19 protein-coding genes and 1 pseudogene are annotated in these 16,022 nt (G+C 58.9%); 19 read left to right on the top strand and 1 reads right to left on the bottom strand.

Annotation, left to right across the window (positions count from 1 at the left end):
- Positions 1-2: 2 nt before the first annotated feature.
- The 19 genes and pseudogenes from rplX to V8J85_RS19190 all read left to right on the top strand — a co-directional run bounded on the left by rplX (position 3) and on the right by V8J85_RS19190 (position 14,425).
- Positions 3-308: a 50S ribosomal protein L24 gene (gene rplX / locus V8J85_RS19280; protein WP_339955414.1), complete on the top strand. Its 306-nt coding sequence runs from the start codon at positions 3-5 to the stop codon at positions 306-308.
- The gene (gene rplE, locus V8J85_RS19275) at positions 308-871 is read left to right on the top strand and encodes a 50S ribosomal protein L5 (RefSeq protein WP_339955413.1); all 564 of its coding nucleotides are present in this window, start codon (positions 308-310) and stop codon (positions 869-871) included. The genes rplX and rplE overlap by 1 nt, the downstream gene beginning before the upstream one ends.
- Before the next feature lie 19 nt (positions 872-890).
- Complete coding sequence (gene rpsN, locus V8J85_RS19270) at positions 891-1,196, top strand: 30S ribosomal protein S14 (RefSeq protein WP_339955412.1); 306 nt, start codon at positions 891-893, stop codon at positions 1,194-1,196.
- 12 nt (positions 1,197-1,208) lie between these two features.
- Positions 1,209-1,601 carry a 30S ribosomal protein S8 gene (gene rpsH, locus V8J85_RS19265; RefSeq protein ID WP_339955411.1) on the top strand — a complete coding sequence of 131 codons (393 nt, stop codon included), beginning with the start codon at positions 1,209-1,211 and terminating at the stop codon, positions 1,599-1,601.
- Positions 1,602-1,611: 10 nt separating this feature from the next.
- Positions 1,612-2,145 carry a 50S ribosomal protein L6 gene (rplF, locus tag V8J85_RS19260; RefSeq protein ID WP_339955410.1) on the top strand — a complete coding sequence of 178 codons (534 nt, stop codon included), beginning with the start codon at positions 1,612-1,614 and terminating at the stop codon, positions 2,143-2,145.
- A gap of 11 nt (positions 2,146-2,156) precedes the next feature.
- A complete protein-coding gene (gene rplR, locus V8J85_RS19255; RefSeq protein WP_339955409.1) occupies positions 2,157-2,522 on the top strand; it encodes a 50S ribosomal protein L18 in 366 nt (121 codons plus the stop codon).
- A gap of 140 nt (positions 2,523-2,662) precedes the next feature.
- Positions 2,663-3,241 carry a 30S ribosomal protein S5 gene (rpsE, locus tag V8J85_RS19250; RefSeq protein ID WP_339955408.1) on the top strand — a complete coding sequence of 193 codons (579 nt, stop codon included), beginning with the start codon at positions 2,663-2,665 and terminating at the stop codon, positions 3,239-3,241.
- A gap of 3 nt (positions 3,242-3,244) precedes the next feature.
- Positions 3,245-3,433 (top strand): 50S ribosomal protein L30, encoded by a 189-nt coding sequence (rpmD, locus tag V8J85_RS19245; RefSeq protein WP_339955407.1) that lies wholly within the window; start codon positions 3,245-3,247, stop codon positions 3,431-3,433.
- A gap of 217 nt (positions 3,434-3,650) precedes the next feature.
- Positions 3,651-4,280 (top strand): annotated as a pseudogene (locus tag V8J85_RS19240) (hypothetical protein); the annotation flags it as partial.
- Between the two features lie 405 nt (positions 4,281-4,685).
- Positions 4,686-5,159, top strand: coding sequence for a 50S ribosomal protein L15 (gene rplO / locus V8J85_RS19235; RefSeq protein WP_339955405.1), 474 nt, complete (start codon positions 4,686-4,688; stop codon positions 5,157-5,159).
- 102 nt (positions 5,160-5,261) lie between these two features.
- The gene (gene secY / locus V8J85_RS19230; protein ID WP_339955404.1) at positions 5,262-6,623 is read left to right on the top strand and encodes a preprotein translocase subunit SecY; all 1,362 of its coding nucleotides are present in this window, start codon (positions 5,262-5,264) and stop codon (positions 6,621-6,623) included.
- Positions 6,620-7,264 carry an adenylate kinase gene (locus V8J85_RS19225; RefSeq protein ID WP_339955403.1) on the top strand — a complete coding sequence of 215 codons (645 nt, stop codon included), beginning with the start codon at positions 6,620-6,622 and terminating at the stop codon, positions 7,262-7,264. Before secY ends, V8J85_RS19225 begins: the two co-directional genes overlap by 4 nt.
- 258 nt (positions 7,265-7,522) lie before the next feature.
- Positions 7,523-7,891 carry a 30S ribosomal protein S13 gene (gene rpsM / locus V8J85_RS19220; RefSeq protein ID WP_339955402.1) on the top strand — a complete coding sequence of 123 codons (369 nt, stop codon included), beginning with the start codon at positions 7,523-7,525 and terminating at the stop codon, positions 7,889-7,891.
- Positions 7,892-7,903: 12 nt separating this feature from the next.
- Entirely contained in the window at positions 7,904-8,293 is a 390-nt protein-coding gene (gene rpsK, locus V8J85_RS19215) for a 30S ribosomal protein S11 (RefSeq protein ID WP_339955401.1), read from the top strand.
- A gap of 107 nt (positions 8,294-8,400) precedes the next feature.
- Positions 8,401-9,417: a DNA-directed RNA polymerase subunit alpha gene (locus V8J85_RS19210; RefSeq protein WP_339955400.1), complete on the top strand. Its 1,017-nt coding sequence runs from the start codon at positions 8,401-8,403 to the stop codon at positions 9,415-9,417.
- A 155-nt stretch (positions 9,418-9,572) separates the two neighbouring features.
- Entirely contained in the window at positions 9,573-9,995 is a 423-nt protein-coding gene (rplQ, locus tag V8J85_RS19205; RefSeq protein ID WP_339955399.1) for a 50S ribosomal protein L17, read from the top strand.
- A 564-nt stretch (positions 9,996-10,559) separates the two neighbouring features.
- Positions 10,560-12,152, top strand: a complete 1,593-nt coding sequence (locus V8J85_RS19200) for a phosphate ABC transporter substrate-binding/OmpA family protein (protein WP_339955398.1) — start codon at positions 10,560-10,562, stop codon at positions 12,150-12,152.
- Positions 12,153-12,539: 387 nt separating this feature from the next.
- The gene (locus V8J85_RS19195; RefSeq protein ID WP_339955397.1) at positions 12,540-13,484 is read left to right on the top strand and encodes a type IV pili methyl-accepting chemotaxis transducer N-terminal domain-containing protein; all 945 of its coding nucleotides are present in this window, start codon (positions 12,540-12,542) and stop codon (positions 13,482-13,484) included.
- 89 nt (positions 13,485-13,573) lie between these two features.
- Positions 13,574-14,425 carry an MBL fold metallo-hydrolase gene (locus V8J85_RS19190; RefSeq protein ID WP_339955396.1) on the top strand — a complete coding sequence of 284 codons (852 nt, stop codon included), beginning with the start codon at positions 13,574-13,576 and terminating at the stop codon, positions 14,423-14,425.
- A 31-nt stretch (positions 14,426-14,456) separates the two neighbouring features.
- Here V8J85_RS19190 and V8J85_RS19185 read toward each other — a convergent pair whose 3' ends face one another.
- The gene (locus V8J85_RS19185) at positions 14,457-16,007 is read right to left on the bottom strand and encodes an alanine/glycine:cation symporter family protein (protein ID WP_339955395.1); all 1,551 of its coding nucleotides are present in this window, start codon (positions 16,005-16,007) and stop codon (positions 14,457-14,459) included.
- Positions 16,008-16,022: the final 15 nt, after the last annotated feature.

Here is a 16,022-nt window from a genome sequence, read left to right as displayed (position 1 = left end):
TCATGGCTGCCAAACTCCGCAAAGGTGACAAGGTCATCGTGTTGGCCGGCAAGGACAAGGGCAAGACGGGCGAGATTTCGTCTGTGGACCCAAAGGCCGGCAAGGCCGTTGTTGACGGCGTCAACATCGCCATCCGCCACCAGAAACAATCCGCCAACTCGCAGGGTGGTCGCACGCCAAAGGCGATGCCGATCGACCTGTCGAACCTGGCCATTGTTGATGCAAACGGCAAAGCGTCCCGCGTCGGCTTCCGCATGGAAGACGACAAGAAGGTCCGTTTCGCCAAGACAACAGGGGATGCGATCTGATGCTTGATGCTGCAAACTACACCCCCCGCCTGAAGGCCCAGTATGCGAAGACCATTCGCGCGGCCATGAAGGAAGAGTTCGGTTACAAGAACGACATGCAGATCCCGAAGCTGGACAAGATTGTCCTGAATATCGGCTGCGGTGCTGAAGCTGTCCGTGACAGCAAGAAGGCCAAATCGGCACAGGAAGATCTGACAACCATCGCCGGTCAGAAGGCCATGACGACGAAGGCCAAGAAATCCATCGCGGGTTTCCGTGTCCGTGAGGACATGCCTTTGGGTGCCAAGGTGACCCTGCGTGGTGACCGCATGTATGAATTCCTGGATCGTCTGATCACCGTGGCGATGCCCCGCATCCGCGACTTCCGCGGTGTGTCCGGCAAATCGTTCGACGGTCGCGGCAACTATGCCACCGGCCTGAAGGAACACATCGTGTTTCCCGAAATCAACTTCGACAAGGTCGATGAGATGTGGGGAATGGACATCGTCATCTGCACGACAGCGCAAACCGACGCTGAAGCCAAGAGCCTGTTGAAGCACTTCAACATGCCCTTCAACAGCTAAGCGTCAGGGAGAGATAGATATGGCTAAGAAATCCATGATTGAGCGCGAAAAGAAGCGCGAAAAACTGGTCGCCCAATACGCTGAGAAACGTGCAGCGCTGAAGGCAATCATCAACGACCGTGACAAGCCCGTGGAAGAGCGGTTCAAGGCTTCGCTGGAACTGGCGAAACTGCCCCGCAACTCTTCTGCGACCCGTTTGCACAACCGTTGCCAGCTCACCGGGCGTCCACACGCCTATTACCGTAAACTGAAGATCAGCCGGATCGCGCTGCGGGACCTTGGGTCCAACGGCGAAATCCCCGGCATGGTCAAGTCGAGCTGGTAAGGAGAGACGTTTATGAATGATCCTATCGGTGATATGCTGACCCGTATCCGCAACGGCCAGATGCGCGGCAAATCGACGGTGGAAACACCAGCGTCGAAACTGCGCGCCCGGGTTCTGGATGTGATGTCTGACGAAGGCTACATCCGCGGTTACGAAAAGAAGGATGGCAAGGATGGCCACCCTGCTTTTGAAATCAGCCTGAAATACTACGAGGGCACACCAGTCATTCGCGAAGTCAAGCGGGTCTCAAAACCCGGTCGTCGCGTTTACTTGGGTGCAAATGACATTCCACAGGTCCGTCAGGGTCTGGGCGTGTCGATTGTCTCCACCTCCAAGGGTGTGATGACGGATGCCAGCGCACGAGACGCCAAAGTCGGCGGCGAAGTGCTCTGCACCGTATTCTAAGGAGATCACGATGTCTCGTATTGGGAAAAAACCGGTTGAGCTGCCATCGGGTGTGACCGCATCCGTGTCCGGCCAGACCATCGAGGTAAAAGGCCCCAAGGGGTCCCGCACCTTCAAAGCAACCGACGATGTCAGCATCAGCGTTGAGGACAATGTCATCAGCGTTGAACCCCGCGGCAAATCCAAGCGCGCCCGCCAGCAATGGGGCATGAGCCGCACACAGGTGGCCAACCTTGTTGAAGGCGTCACCAACGGCTTCAAGAAAGAGCTTGAGCTGTCCGGTGTTGGTTATCGTGCGCAGATGCAGGGTAACGTGCTGAAACTGTCGCTGGGTTACAGCCACGACGTGAACTTCGAAGTGCCGGAGGGTGTGACCGTCACGGCCCCGAAGCCGACGGATGTGATCATCGAAGGCATCGACCAGCAGCTTGTGGGCCAGGTCGCGGCAAACATCCGCGAATGGCGCAAACCCGAGCCCTACAAGGGCAAAGGCATCAAGTACAAAGGCGAATACATCTTCCGCAAGGAAGGGAAGAAGAAGTAAGGAACGCAAAAATGGCAAATACGAAGAGACAGCTGTTTCTGAAGCGCCGCATGCGCGTTCGGAACAGCCTGCGGTCGGTCAAGGCCAACGAGGGACGCGCGCGTCTGTCGGTCCACCGGTCGAACAAGAACATCAGCGCCCAGTTGATCGACGATGTGAACGGCGTGACGATCGCGTCGGCCTCATCGCTGGAAAAAGATCTGGGCGTGGTCGGCAAGAACAACGTCGAAGCCGCTTCCAAGGTTGGCGCTGCAATCGCAGAGCGCGCCAAGAAAGCCGGTGTCGAGGTTGCCTATTTCGACCGTGGTGGTTTCCTCTTTCACGGCAAGATCAAGGCCTTGGCCGATGCGGCCCGTGAAGGTGGCTTGAAGATCTAAAAGATCGGGATGGGTGAAATCACCCATCCTACCAACACCTGAAGGATGGGTGCTTGCACCCATTCTCGATGATCCGGGAGCGTCGCGCTCACTTGGATTGGACAACGCCCGGCAAGGGGCACACATAAAGGACGCCATCAATGGCAGAACGTGAAAATCGCGGCCGTGGCCGCAACCGTGAAGACCAGAACCCCGAATTCGCCGACCGTCTGGTCGCGATCAACCGGGTCTCAAAAACCACCAAAGGCGGCAAAAATTTCGGTTTTGCAGCGCTCGTCGTTGTGGGTGACCAGAAAGGCCGCGTCGGCTTTGGCAAAGGGAAAGCCAAGGAAGTGCCCGAGGCGATCCGTAAGGCGACGGAGCAGGCCAAGCGTCAGATGATCCGCGTGCCTTTGCGCGACGGCCGCACCCTGCACCACGACATGAACGGGCGTCACGGTGCCGGTAAGGTCGTCATGCGCACGGCCCCGGAAGGAACCGGGATCATCGCGGGTGGTCCAATGCGTGCCGTGTTCGAAATGCTGGGCGTGAAGGACGTCGTGTCGAAATCCATCGGCTCTCAGAACCCATACAACATGATCCGCGCCACGATGAACGGCCTGCAGAAAGAGCAGTCACCGCGCAACGTGGCCCAGCGGCGCGGCAAAAAGGTCGCCGACATCCTGCCCAAGCGGGACGAAGCGCCAGCCGCCTCCGCCCAAGTCGCCGAGGAGGCCTAAACCATGGCAAAGACAATCGTCGTCAAACAAATCGGCTCTCCCATCCGCCGCCCTGCGAAACAGCGGGCGACGCTGGTGGGGCTTGGCCTGAACAAGATGAACCGGATACGCGAGTTGGAAGATACACCCAGCGTGCGCGGGATGGTCAACAGCATCCCGCATCTGGTGGAGATCGTGGAAGAGAAGGGCTGAGGCCCTGCGCTGACGCCGTCCCTGACGTGATCCGGGACCTCTAAGTTAAAAAACGCCCTCGGGAAATCGGGGGCGTTTTTGTCAAATGGAGCAAATAAGTTATGCAGATCGATACTCGACGTTTCCCACCCGAAGTCAAAGAAGCAATCAAAGAATATGTGTACCGCTTGATTGATCCGCGGAGCGGCGAAACCTTTTATGTCGGAAAGGGAAGGGAGACCGTGTATTCGAGCATGCACGAGGCATTCCTGATGTTGATGACGTTCAGGATGAACAATCGGAAAAAATTCAGCGAATACTTGAGATAATCAGTGCCGGCTTTGAGGTGCAGCACGTAATTCATCGACACGGCTTGGACAGTGAAACGGCCTTTGAAGTCGAAGCGGCGCTGATGGATGCGTATCCAGGCATCTCAAATATTGCCGGTGGCCATGGGAGCCGCGATCGTGGGGCGGCACATTCGAAAGAGATCATCGAAAGGTACTCTGCCGAAGAAGCACAGATCACTGATCCCGCGATTGAGATTATCGTATCTCGAACAGCGATAGAAAAGAACCTCTATGACGCTACCCGATATGCTTCGAAGGTAAACGAGTCGCGAGCGAGAAAAGCAAAGCTGGCCTTTGCAGTTTTGAATGGTCTGATTGTCGAAATTTACGAGATAAATCGTTGGAAACCAGCAACCGAGAAGAATTTTCCGGGCCTTCACGATGATCGAGTGAACTCGGATCGATTTGGCTTCATTGGCAAGAAAGCCAGTGACCTGATCAGAAAGAGATACATCCGCAAAAAAGTTCCTGCGCGACCGCGCGGCGCGGCAAACCCAATTCGGTATCACAATATCTGATATCTTATCCCCGCCCGGCATCGCCGGGCAGCGCCCTCGACAGGACTCCGCCCGTTTGAACCTGAAATGATCCCCCGGATCATTTCCGAGGCGGTTCAAACCCTTCCCCCAGGGGAGGGCGCTTTTGCGGCGTTTCGATCAGCGTTGTCGTTGGATGTTTTTGACATACTTTGCTAAGCGGAACCGCTTCAAGCGCCCACCCCGAGGTCCGGGCGCTACCCTCTGTTTCGCGTCACAGCGACGCCGGACATAAGCTAGCCGTTTTTCACCCAACCCCTTCCTTGACCCACCCCCACCCATTGTCTATACGCCGCTGGTCGGCAGACCACCTGTCCGACTCAGATGAAACGCCGTGTTTGCCCGCTCCCGTCGCTGGGGGGTAGTTCCGGCATAAGGAGAAGCGACATGAAACTGCATGAACTGCACGACAACGAAGGCGCCACACAGCGCAAGAAACGTGTCGGCCGCGGGCCGGGTTCCGGCATGGGTAAGACCGGTGGCCGTGGTATCAAGGGTCAGAAATCCCGTTCGGGTGTGGCGATCAAGGGCTATGAAGGCGGTCAGATGCCGCTTTACCAGCGTCTGCCAAAGCGTGGCTTTAACAAGCCGAACCGCAAGGCGTTTGCCGTCATCAACCTGGGCCTGATCCAGAAATTCATCGATGACGGCAAGATCGACGTCAAGGCCGACATCACCGAAGATGCTTTGGTCGCCTCCGGTCTCGTCCGTCGCAAAAAGGACGGGATCCGCGTCCTCGCCAAGGGTGAATTTACCGCGAAGGCGACGATCACCGTCACGGGCGCATCGAAAGGCGCCGTTGCGGCAGTCGAGAAGGCTGGCGGCTCACTGACCGTCACAACACCGGCAGCGGCTGAGTAAACCCTTGTGAGCGGCGCGGGCGTCGCTTACATAACCTCGAGTTTTCCCAAACGCCGCTGATCGGGGAACCGTTCGGCGGCGTTCACACGAAAAGAGACCCATATGGCTTCTGCAGCAGAGCAAATGGCGGCCAATGTCAGTTGGAGCGCCTTCGGCAAAGCAACTGAACTCCGCCAACGTATCCTTTTCACCATCGGTCTACTGATCGTCTATCGGTTGGGGACCTATATCCCCATTCCCGGTATCGACGGTCTGGCCCTGCGTCAGTTCATGGAGGATGCGCAGGCTGGCATCGGTGGTATCCTGTCGATGTTCACAGGTGGTGCGCTGTCACGGATGGGGATCTTTGCGCTGGGGATCATGCCGTACATCTCGGCCTCGATCGTCGTGCAGCTGTTGGGGGCGATGTACGAGCCGCTCAAGCAGCTGAAGAAAGAGGGCGAACAGGGGCGGCGGAAGCTGAACCAATATACGCGCTACGGCACGGTCGCGCTCGCCACCGCGCAGGCATATGGATTGGCCGTCAGTCTCGAGGCTGGCAGTCTTGCCGCTGATCCCGGCTGGTTCTTCCGCCTGTCCTGCGTCGTGACCATCGTCGGCGGCACCATGTTCCTGATGTGGCTGGGCGAACAGATCACCGCCCGCGGCATCGGCAACGGTATCTCGCTGATCATCTTCGTCGGCATCATCGCCGAAATCCCCGCCGCCATGGCGCAGTTCCTGTCGCAAGGGCGGTCGGGCGCGATCAGCCCTGCGGTGATCGTCGGTATCCTTGTCATGGTGATCGTCATCCTGACCTTCGTCGTCTTCATGGAGCGGTCACTGCGCAAGATCCACATCCAGTATCCGCGCCAACAGCGGGGGATGAAGGTCTATGACGGCTCGACCAGCCACCTGCCGATCAAGGTGAACCCGGCCGGTGTGATCCCGGCGATCTTTGCCTCGGCCCTGCTGCTCTTGCCGACCACGATCAGCACGTTCAGCGGTGGCTCATCCGGTCCGGTCATGTCAACGATCCTGGCGCTCTTCGGCCCGGGCCAGCCGCTTTACCTGATCTTCTTCGGCGGCATGATCATCTTTTTCACCTACTTCTATACCCGTGAAGTCGCATTCAAGACCGAGGACGTGGCCGAAAACCTCAAGAACCAGAACGGGTTCGTCCCCGGTATCCGTCCGGGTAAGAAAACGCAGGAATACCTGGATTACGTGCTGACCCGGGTCCTGGTTCTTGGCTCTGGCTACCTCGCCCTTGTCGCGCTTTTGCCGGAAATCATCCGGGCGGAGCTTGCAATTCCCTTCTATTTCGGCGGAACATCGGTGCTGATCATCGTGTCGGTCGGGATGGACACCATCCAGCAGATCCAGTCGCATCTGGTGGCACATCAATACGAAGGTCTGATTGAGAAGTCGCAACTGCGTGGTAGGCGTGGTGCAAATAAACGCAAAGGGCCGTCGCGTAAATGAACATCATATTGCTGGGCCCGCCAGGGGCGGGGAAGGGGACACAAGCGCGTAGGCTCGTGGACGAACGAAACATGGTGCAGCTCAGCACTGGTGACATGCTGCGCGAGGCGCGCCGCAAAGGCACCGAGATGGGCAAAAAGGCCGGGGTGATCATGGACCGCGGTGACCTTGTCCCGGATGAGGTCGTGATCGGCATTATCGGTGAGGTGCTGGAAGCGGGCGATGCCGGTGGCGGCTACATCTTCGATGGCTTTCCGCGGACCCTCGCGCAGGCGGACGCACTGGGTGAGTTGCTGGAGAAGGTGGGCCAGACGCTGGATGCCGTCATCGAGATGCGCGTCGATGACGAAGCACTGGTCGAACGGATCACGGCGCGGGCGACCTGCAAGGATTGCGGCGAGGTCTACAACGACAATACCAAACCGATCCCCGCAGATGGAAAATGCACGAATTGCGGCAGCACTGATATCCAACGGCGGCCCGACGACAATGAGGAAAGCCTCAGAACCCGCCTGCTCGCCTACTACAAGGAAACCAGTCCGCTGATCGGCTATTACTATGCCAAGGGTGACCTGCAGACGATCGACGGTCTGGCCAGCATGGATGACGTCGCCACCAGCATCGCCAGCGCGCTGCGGTAGGGCCGGAATTTTCGATGAAAAGTCCATCGCGCCATGAATTATGGCTAAAATTCATGTCTGCCGGCATGGTCCCTTGACCCTCACCCGCAAGGCTCCTAAACAGCGCCATCCCGAACGGGAATCACTTTGTGGTGCAGGGTCGCGCCTTGCACTGCGGACTACCTGAGATGACACAAGCCCGGTGCCAGATTGGTCCGGGCTTCGGTTGTGAAAAAAGGGTCTGGAACGACGGACCCGCAACGAAAAGGAATTGCACACGTGGCACGTATCGCCGGCGTCAACATACCCACTGGAAAGCGGGTTCCCATCGCCCTGACCTATATCACCGGTATTGGTAACACCAAGGCCGAAGAAATCTGTGAAGCCGTTGGCATTGACCGCGCCCGTCGCGTCAATGACCTGTCGGATGCCGAAGTTCTGAAAGTGCGCGAATATATCGACGCCAACCTGACTGTCGAAGGCGACCTGCGCCGCGAAGTCACGATGAACGTCAAGCGCCTGATGGATCTGGGCTGCTATCGTGGTTTGCGTCACCGCCGCAACCTGCCGGTACGCGGTCAGCGTACCCACACCAACGCACGCACCCGCAAAGGCCCTGCAAAGGCCATTGCCGGCAAGAAGAAATAAGGAGGCTGACCCATGGCACGTGAAGTACGGCGCACCAAGCGCAAGGCCTCCAAGAATATCGCAGCGGGCGTGGCCCATGTGAATTCATCGTTCAACAACACCAAGATCCTGATTTCCGATGTGCAGGGCAACGCCATTTCGTGGTCGTCCGCCGGTACGATGGGTTTCAAAGGATCGCGGAAATCCACACCTTACGCCGCCCAGATGGCGGCAGAAGATGCGGGCCGCAAAGCACAGGAACACGGCGTCAAAACGCTCGAGGTTGAAGTGCAGGGCCCCGGTTCCGGCCGCGAAAGCGCGCTGCGTGCGCTGGCTGCTGTCGGGTTCAACATCACCTCGATCCGCGACGTGACGCCGATGGCGCATAACGGTTGCCGCCCACCAAAGCGCCGCCGCGTCTAATACTATTCTAACGCCTTGGGGTCGTGCCTTTTCGCACGGCCCCAATCCGTCATTTTAACCTCGGGCGTTTGCCTTTCGATCATGGGGCAAACAGGAATGGAGGGACTATGATCCACAAGAACTGGGCAGAGTTGATCAAGCCAACTCAACTAGAGGTCAAACCGGGCAACGACCCCATGCGGCAGGCAACGGTCGTTGCCGAACCGCTGGAGCGTGGCTTTGGCCTGACATTGGGCAACGCGCTGCGCCGCATCCTGATGTCGTCGCTGCAAGGCGCGGCGATCACCGCCGTGCAGATCGACAACGTGCTGCACGAGTTTTCATCCGTGTCCGGTGTGCGTGAAGACGTCACCGACATTGTTTTGAACCTCAAGGGCGTCGCCATCCGCATGGAAGTCGAAGGACCCAAGCGCCTGAGCGTTCAGGCGAAGGGCCCGGGCGTTGTCACCGCTGCCGATATCAGCGAAACGGCTGGCATCGACATCCTGAACAAGGACCACGTGATCTGTCACCTCGATGACGGTGCCGACCTCTACATGGAACTGACCGTCAACACCGGCAAAGGTTATGTCGCCGCTGACAAGAACAAGCCCGAGGATGCGCCCATCGGCATGATCTCGATCGATGCGATCTATTCGCCGGTCAAAAAGGTCAGCTATGACGTGCAGCCCACCCGTGAGGGCCAGGTCCTGGACTATGACAAGCTGACGATGAAGCTGGAAACAGACGGCTCGCTCACGCCCGACGATGCCGTGGCCTATGCCGCGCGTATCCTGCAGGATCAGCTGTCGATCTTCGTGAACTTTGATGAGCCTGAATCCGCACAGCAGGGCTCGGACGATGATGGTCTGGAATTCAACCCGCTGCTTCTGAAAAAAGTGGACGAGTTGGAACTGTCGGTCCGGTCTGCAAACTGCCTAAAGAACGACAATATCGTCTATATCGGCGATCTGATCCAGAAAACCGAAGCCGAGATGCTGCGCACCCCGAACTTTGGCCGCAAATCCCTGAACGAGATCAAGGAAGTGCTGTCAGGCATGGGTCTGCATCTGGGCATGGATGTCGAAGACTGGCCGCCGGACAATATCGAGGATCTGGCGAAGAAATTCGAGGATCAGTTTTAAGAGATACCCGTCCCGGGCCTGACCCGGGACCTCGACCGTGAGGCCCCGGATCAAGTCCGGGGCGGGACGGTGACAGACTGGGCAATACCGCCCCAATAATACGGCTGGCACGCATCAGACCGTTGGACAAAGTATAAAACCGTAGGAGACATAAAATGCGTCACGCAAGAGGCTACCGCCGCCTGAACCGCACCCATGAACACCGCAAGGCGCTGTTCGCGAACATGGCCGGCGCGCTCATCGAACATGAGCAAATCAAAACCACATTGCCCAAGGCCAAGGAATTGCGCCGGGTCGTCGAAAAGCTGGTCACGCTGGGCAAGCGCGGCGATCTGCACGCCCGCCGTCAGGCGGCCGCACAGCTGAAACAGGACGGCCACGTGTCGAAACTGTTCGACGTGCTGGGCCCCCGTTACGCCGAACGTCAGGGCGGCTATATCCGCGTCATGAAGGCGGGCTTCCGCTATGGCGACATGGCCCCGATGGCGATCATCGAATTCGTGGACCGCGACGTGGACGCCAAAGGCGCCGCCGACAAGGCCCGCGAAGAAGAAGCGGTGGACGCCGCCGAAGAATAAGGCCCAAACACAACGAGATTCCCAAGCCCCGCCATATGCGGGGCTTTTTTCGTCGCGCATGTCGCGATTCGCCCGGATACGGACCGTCATTGTGGCGCGCCAACGTACGATTGCCGAAACCGCCGATGCAATTTTGACACAATTCCGCCGGGTTTTTTTGCGGCATTCAGGTCGTCGGTAACAGAGTTGCACGGCGATTGACCTGTCGCACAACTTTTTCTACGCTCAAATGGGGAAAAGGGTAATTTCGTGTTGGTTTTCAGTGTTTTGTGACAGGTGCGCACAGAAGCTGTCATGCGATGACCATGACGTTGGGTCAGCCAAATGACATCCGATGGGCATTCTTACAGGCACGCGCTGCGGGTGAACCGATCGCCCTTATCCCCAAAAGGATGTGCCGCCAAAAACGAAAAAAGGGAGGACAGCGCCTCAATTTCCGCACAAGTGATAGGCAGAAAATGAACATTGCGCAGTTTTAGGCGCACGACGTCCAGAAAGTCTGGCGGTGACGAGTAATTACAGCGGTCGCGCACATGCGGGACCATACTTTAAATGGAGAGAAATATGACTTTGAACGTCCTTGGAAAAACCCGAAATTGGGTTTCTGCAATGGCCCTGGTTGTGGGGGCCGCATTGCCCGCCACATCCTTTGCTGCAGAGGTAACCCTGAAATCTTCAGATGGGACGGTAAATCTGACGGGCGAATTCGTCGAATTCACCGACAATAACTATGTGATCCGCACCGGTCTGGGCGACCTGCGCATCTCGGCCTCGCGCGTCCGCTGCGAAGGTGACGCCTGCCCGAATTTCGATGCGATCGATGCCGATGTGGTCATCGCCGGGTCGGATACGGTGGGTATCGGGATCATGCCGTTGCTTCTGTCCGGTTATGCCGGTTTTCTGGGGGCCGAGGCGACCGTGACCGCGACGGAAACCGAAGGTGAAATCATCGCCGAACTGGTCGGCGACGAAGGCTTTGGCGATCCGATCGGATCGCTCTTGGTGAATTCCACCGGGTCCAGCGACGCTTTCCGCAAGCTGCTCGACCAGACGGCACAGATCGGCATGGCCTCGCGCCGTATCCGCCCCGCCGAGGCGCGGGCGCTGCGCGACGATGGCGCGGGCAACATGATCGACCCGGCCAATGAACATATCATTGCGGTCGACAGCCTTGTGGTGATCACCCATCCCGATAATCCGGTGCAGTCGATGACGATGGACCAGCTGCGCGGGATCTATAGCGGGGCGATCGGCAACTGGTCCGAGGTCGGCGGAAATGACGCGCCGATCACGGTGCATGGCCGTCCTGACGGTTCGGGGACACGCGACGTTTTCGAAGCGCGTGTTTTTGGCGAGGATGTTCCCGCATCGCCCGCAGGTCTGGTGGTCGCCGGTGACAACAACGAAATGGCCGCGATGGTCAATGCCGACGAAAACGCCATCGGCTTTGTCGGCTACGCCTTCCAGCGCGGCGCAAGTCCCGTGACGTTGATCAACGAATGCGGTCTGAGCATGGAACCCACCGCGTTTGGCGCGCGCACCGGCGCATATGCGCTGCAGCGGAACCTGTATCTGTATAATCGCGGCGATACCGACAACGCCACCGCCACCGATTTCGTCAACTTCGCCATGTCGGACGAGGCGGACGACCTGATCGCCAAGGCGGGCTTTATCGACCTTGGCATCGACACGCGCCCGCAACCGCTGGACGGTGACCGTGCCCGCCAGCTGCTCGACCCGTCGGCAGATGCCTATGAAGGCGGCATCATGCGCGAAATGCTGTCGCAGATGGTCGATTATGAACAGCTGTCCAGTACCTTCCGCTTCCGCACCGGCTCTTCCAAGCTGGGCCCACGGGAACTGGCGACCATGAACCGCCTGATCGAGTATCTGGAAACCCTGCCAGAAGAGACCGAGGTGGTGCTGGTCGGTTTCACCGATGATGTCGGTGCATTTGACAGTAACCGCGACCTGTCCATCGGTCGGGCCGAGCAAGTGCTGCTGACCTTGCAAGAACAGGGCGGTGACCGGGTGTCGGGCCTGCAGATGGGCGTCGCCGGTTACGGTGAGATCGCGCCGGTCGCCTGCAACACGTCAGAGCTTGGGCGCGGCATCAATCGCCGGGTCGAGGTCTGGGTTCAGGCCAGCGAAGGCTGATCCGCGCCGATCACCACACTTGACCGGGGGTTTTCCCCCGGTCGCAATACCCCACCTGTGATGCGGTTCGCCATGGACGGCCAGTCGCCCAACCTGCGGCCAAAGACCCATCGCGCCCTTTTACAAGTAACCGGATTACCCAGGCCCTGCAGATGACGCACTTTTCCAAGACAACAACCGCGCCCCACCATCGCCCCTGCCGCATGGTCATGTACCTGCGCAACAGCGTTGTGATGGTCGCGACCTGCGGCACCGCACGGGCCGGAAAGAGAAATCATGACACCCCAAAGCAATACCAAGACCCCTCGGCGGTATGACGTCCTTCGTCGCCGCATCGCAGGGTACGATCACACATTAAGCGACGCTGGCCAGTACAAGGAGAGTGTAATGCGACGCAAAGACCATATGATCACCAATCCCCTTTCAACCCTCGTCCTCATCACTGCCGCCTGTCTGTGTTGGGCCGCGCCGTCCAACGCGCAATCCCATTCCGAGCCGCCGATTTACGACGCACAATTCCTCGAAGATATCGGCGCAGGCGCTCGGATCGACTTTTCGGGCAAGCTGCGGATGCTGTCGCAGCGCATCCCTGCCGCCGCCTGTTACTATGAGGAAGGCATTCTGACCGATGCGAGCGGTGCAATGCTGACCGCCGCCAAGGAAGAGTTCGGTCAAATCGTCAATGCGTTGGAGTTCGGCGATGAATCACTCGGCATCATCGGTGAAGAAAAGCGACGCAAGACCTTGGTCGGTATCGCGAAGCTGCGCGAGCAATGGGAGCCGATGCTGGCCGTTGCCGAAAGCATCAGATTCAATGGTGGATCGCCGGATGAAATCATGGCCGTTGCCGATGCCAGCGCCGAGGTGCTTGAGATTGCCAAGCTGCTGGTCACGGTCATTTCGGCGCAATACTCCAACCCGACAGAGTTGTTGCAGGTCGATGCGCTGACGATTGATCTTGCGGGTCGCCAGCGCATGCTGTCGCAACGCATGTCCAAGAATATCTGCCTGATCACGGCAGGAGTGAATGTCGAAACAGCCATGGGTGAGCTGGCGACCACGGCAGAGATGTTCGACTCTACGCTGACCGCATTGACCAACGGCATGCAGGACGTCGGGATCAATCCGCCCAAAACACCGGAAATCGCCGCCGCGCTCGAGGTCGTCGCCAAGGATTGGGCCGTGCTCCAACCCATCGTCGCTCAGGTCCTCGCTGGCGAAGAACTTGATGATGAAACCCTCGGGATTGCCTTTGCCGGGGCCAATACGATGACCGCAGACATGAACACAGCTGTCGGTTTGTATTCCGAGGCGTCCAAAACCGGTCTCTGATCGCTTGTGACACCCCGGATGGCCGCGCGGGTCTTCTCCATTCCCGCGCGGCCTCTTGCCGTTTTCCAAGGCCTGCGCAAGGGTAGGGCATGACCAATTCCCTTGCGCTATTGGGCGTCAAAGGTGGCCCCGCGATCCGCCCCGGCTCTCACATGCCCACATCTAGCCTGCTGCGACTGGGCGGCAAGGTGATCCTGATCGATGCTGGCCTCGGCGTGACCCGCGCCATCTGCGATCAGGGCGTGCCGCTGATCGGGATCGACATGATCTTTGTCACCCACCTGCATTCCGATCACTATCTGGAACTCGGCCCGCTCTTGCACACGGCATGGACCGCCGGCCTGACCCGGCCGATCCCGATAATCGGCCCCGTCGGGCTTGACGGGTATTGGCAGGCCTTTCGACAGGCCATGGCCTTCGACATCGATTTACGCATGCGCGACGAAGGGCGCTGCGATTTCGCGGGTCTGGCGCAGATCAGCACCTTGGACGAGGCGCCGACGGAATACGGCGACATCACCGTCACCGCCATGCGCAACGTGCACCCGCCGATCACCGACAGCTATGCCCTGCGCTTTGTGGCGGATGGGGTCACGGTGGTGCTGTCCGGCGACACTGCGTACATGCCTGAGATGGCGGATTTCGCCCGTGGCGCGGACCTGCTGGTGCATGAGGCGATGCTGCGCGACGGGGTCGACGCGCTTTGCAACCGGATGACGAACGGCGACGCGCGTCTGCGCGCGCATATCCTGAACAGCCACACCGATGCCGCAGATGTGGGGCGCATCGCTCGGGATGCAGGCGTCAAACAACTGGCCCTGCACCATTTCGTCCCCGACGGAGACCCGGACTTTACCGATGAGGATTGGGAAAATGCGGTCCGCCAGCATTGGTCCGGCCCGCTGTTTCTGGGCAAGGACGGCAAGGTGATCGAGCTTTAGGCGCGCCGGTCATCCCGGCGCGCCCTTTGTCCTAGTGCTTGTGCTTGACGATCTCGCCCGATTTCAGACGACCGATATAGCTGTTCAGCTCCCGCTTCACGATCGGCATCAGCACATAAAGCGCGATGATGTTGACGATCGCCATCGAGAACAGCATCGCGTCCGAAAAGTCGATGACCGGACCCAGGCTCGCCGCCGCACCGATCACGATGAACAGGCAGAAGATGACCTTGAAGATCAGTTCTTTCACATGGCCTTCGCCGAACAGATAGGTCCAGGCCTTCAGGCCGTAATAGGACCAGCTGATCATCGTCGAAAAGGCGAACAGCACCACGGCGACCATCAGCAGAACCGGGAACCATGAAAACGCCTTGGCATAGGCCGCCGATGTCAGGGCCACACCGCCCACGTCACCTTCGGTCGCGATCCGGCCCGCCTCGGCGTTCCAGACATACAGGCTGGTTTCGGGGTCGATGGTCAGCACACCGCTGATCACGATGACCAAGGCGGTCATGGTGCAAATCACCACCGTGTCGATGAACGGCTCGAGCAGGGCGACATAGCCTTCTGTCACCGGCTCTTTCGTCCGCACAGCCGAGTGGGCGATGGCGGCAGAACCAATCCCCGCCTCGTTCGAAAACGCCGCACGACGAAAGCCCTGGATCAATGCGCCCGTGAACCCGCCGACCACACCAAGGCCGGTAAAGGCACCCAGGAAGATCTGGCCGAATGCCCAGGCGATCTGATCATAGTTGATGATCAGGATCAGGACCGACACCAGCACATAGAACACGCCCATGAACGGCACGACCTTTTCCGTGACCCGTGCGATGGATTTCAGACCGCCCGCGATGACGGCAAAGGTGATCAGCGCCAGCGCGATCCCGGTCCACAGGCCCGAGAAATCACCAAAGACACTGGTGATCTGCGCGTGCGCCTGATTGGCCTGGAACATGTTCCCGCCACCCAGCGCGCCCAGAATGGTGAAGATCGAGAACAGGATCGCCATGATCCCGCCCAGCGGTAGACCACGTTCCTCGAACCCTTTGGTGATGTAATACATCGGCCCGCCCGACACGCTGCCATCGGGATATTCGTTGCGATACTTCACGCCCAGCGTACATTCCGTGAACTTCGTCGCCATGCCAAACAGGCCCGCGACGACCATCCAGAACGTTGCACCCGGGCCGCCGATGCTGACGGCCACCGCCACGCCGGCGATGTTGCCCAGGCCCACCGTCCCTGAAAGCGCCGTGGCCAGCGCCTGAAAGTGGCTGACCTCACCGGCATCGTTGGGGTCGGAATAATCGCCTTTCACCAGACTGATCGAATGCCAGAACCCACGCAGCTGGATGAACCCGAAATAGACGGTGAACACCAGCGCACCGACGACAAGCCACAGTGCGATCCACGAAAACGACGTGCCCGGCAGCGGGGCAAAGATAAAGGACACATACCAACCGGTATAATCCGCAAAGATCTGGTTGATCCGTTGATCGAGGCTTACGGCCTCTTGCGCGGCCGCAAACCCCGGCAACAGGGTGGCCATCACGGCCAGAAACAAGGTCGAAAGTCTATGCATGATATTCCCCTCTGC

The organism is Yoonia sp. 2307UL14-13, assembly GCF_037572755.1.
Taxonomy (GTDB): Bacteria; Pseudomonadota; Alphaproteobacteria; order Rhodobacterales; family Rhodobacteraceae; genus Yoonia.
This window is presented reverse-complemented; position numbering and strand designations above follow the sequence as displayed.

Excerpts from the sequence above, each read along its gene's own strand:
- rplF (WP_339955410.1), top strand. The coding sequence starts at position 1,612 with ATGTCTCGTATTGGGAAAAAACCGGTTGAGCTGCCATCGGGTGTGACC.
- V8J85_RS19225 (WP_339955403.1), top strand. The coding sequence starts at position 6,620 with ATGAACATCATATTGCTGGGCCCGCCAGGGGCGGGGAAGGGGACACAA.
- rplX (WP_339955414.1), top strand. The coding sequence starts at position 3 with ATGGCTGCCAAACTCCGCAAAGGTGACAAGGTCATCGTGTTGGCCGGC.
- secY (WP_339955404.1), top strand. The coding sequence starts at position 5,262 with ATGGCTTCTGCAGCAGAGCAAATGGCGGCCAATGTCAGTTGGAGCGCC.
- rplE (WP_339955413.1), top strand. The coding sequence starts at position 308 with ATGCTTGATGCTGCAAACTACACCCCCCGCCTGAAGGCCCAGTATGCG.
- V8J85_RS19195 (WP_339955397.1), top strand. The coding sequence starts at position 12,540 with ATGCGACGCAAAGACCATATGATCACCAATCCCCTTTCAACCCTCGTC.
- V8J85_RS19210 (WP_339955400.1), top strand. The coding sequence starts at position 8,401 with ATGATCCACAAGAACTGGGCAGAGTTGATCAAGCCAACTCAACTAGAG.
- rplQ (WP_339955399.1), top strand. The coding sequence starts at position 9,573 with ATGCGTCACGCAAGAGGCTACCGCCGCCTGAACCGCACCCATGAACAC.
- V8J85_RS19190 (WP_339955396.1), top strand. The coding sequence starts at position 13,574 with ATGACCAATTCCCTTGCGCTATTGGGCGTCAAAGGTGGCCCCGCGATC.
- rpsH (WP_339955411.1), top strand. The coding sequence starts at position 1,209 with ATGAATGATCCTATCGGTGATATGCTGACCCGTATCCGCAACGGCCAG.
- rpsN (WP_339955412.1), top strand. The coding sequence starts at position 891 with ATGGCTAAGAAATCCATGATTGAGCGCGAAAAGAAGCGCGAAAAACTG.
- rplO (WP_339955405.1), top strand. The coding sequence starts at position 4,686 with ATGAAACTGCATGAACTGCACGACAACGAAGGCGCCACACAGCGCAAG.
- V8J85_RS19185 (WP_339955395.1), bottom strand. The coding sequence starts at position 16,007 with ATGCATAGACTTTCGACCTTGTTTCTGGCCGTGATGGCCACCCTGTTG.
- rpmD (WP_339955407.1), top strand. The coding sequence starts at position 3,245 with ATGGCAAAGACAATCGTCGTCAAACAAATCGGCTCTCCCATCCGCCGC.
- rpsK (WP_339955401.1), top strand. The coding sequence starts at position 7,904 with ATGGCACGTGAAGTACGGCGCACCAAGCGCAAGGCCTCCAAGAATATC.
- rpsE (WP_339955408.1), top strand. The coding sequence starts at position 2,663 with ATGGCAGAACGTGAAAATCGCGGCCGTGGCCGCAACCGTGAAGACCAG.
- rplR (WP_339955409.1), top strand. The coding sequence starts at position 2,157 with ATGGCAAATACGAAGAGACAGCTGTTTCTGAAGCGCCGCATGCGCGTT.
- V8J85_RS19200 (WP_339955398.1), top strand. The coding sequence starts at position 10,560 with ATGACTTTGAACGTCCTTGGAAAAACCCGAAATTGGGTTTCTGCAATG.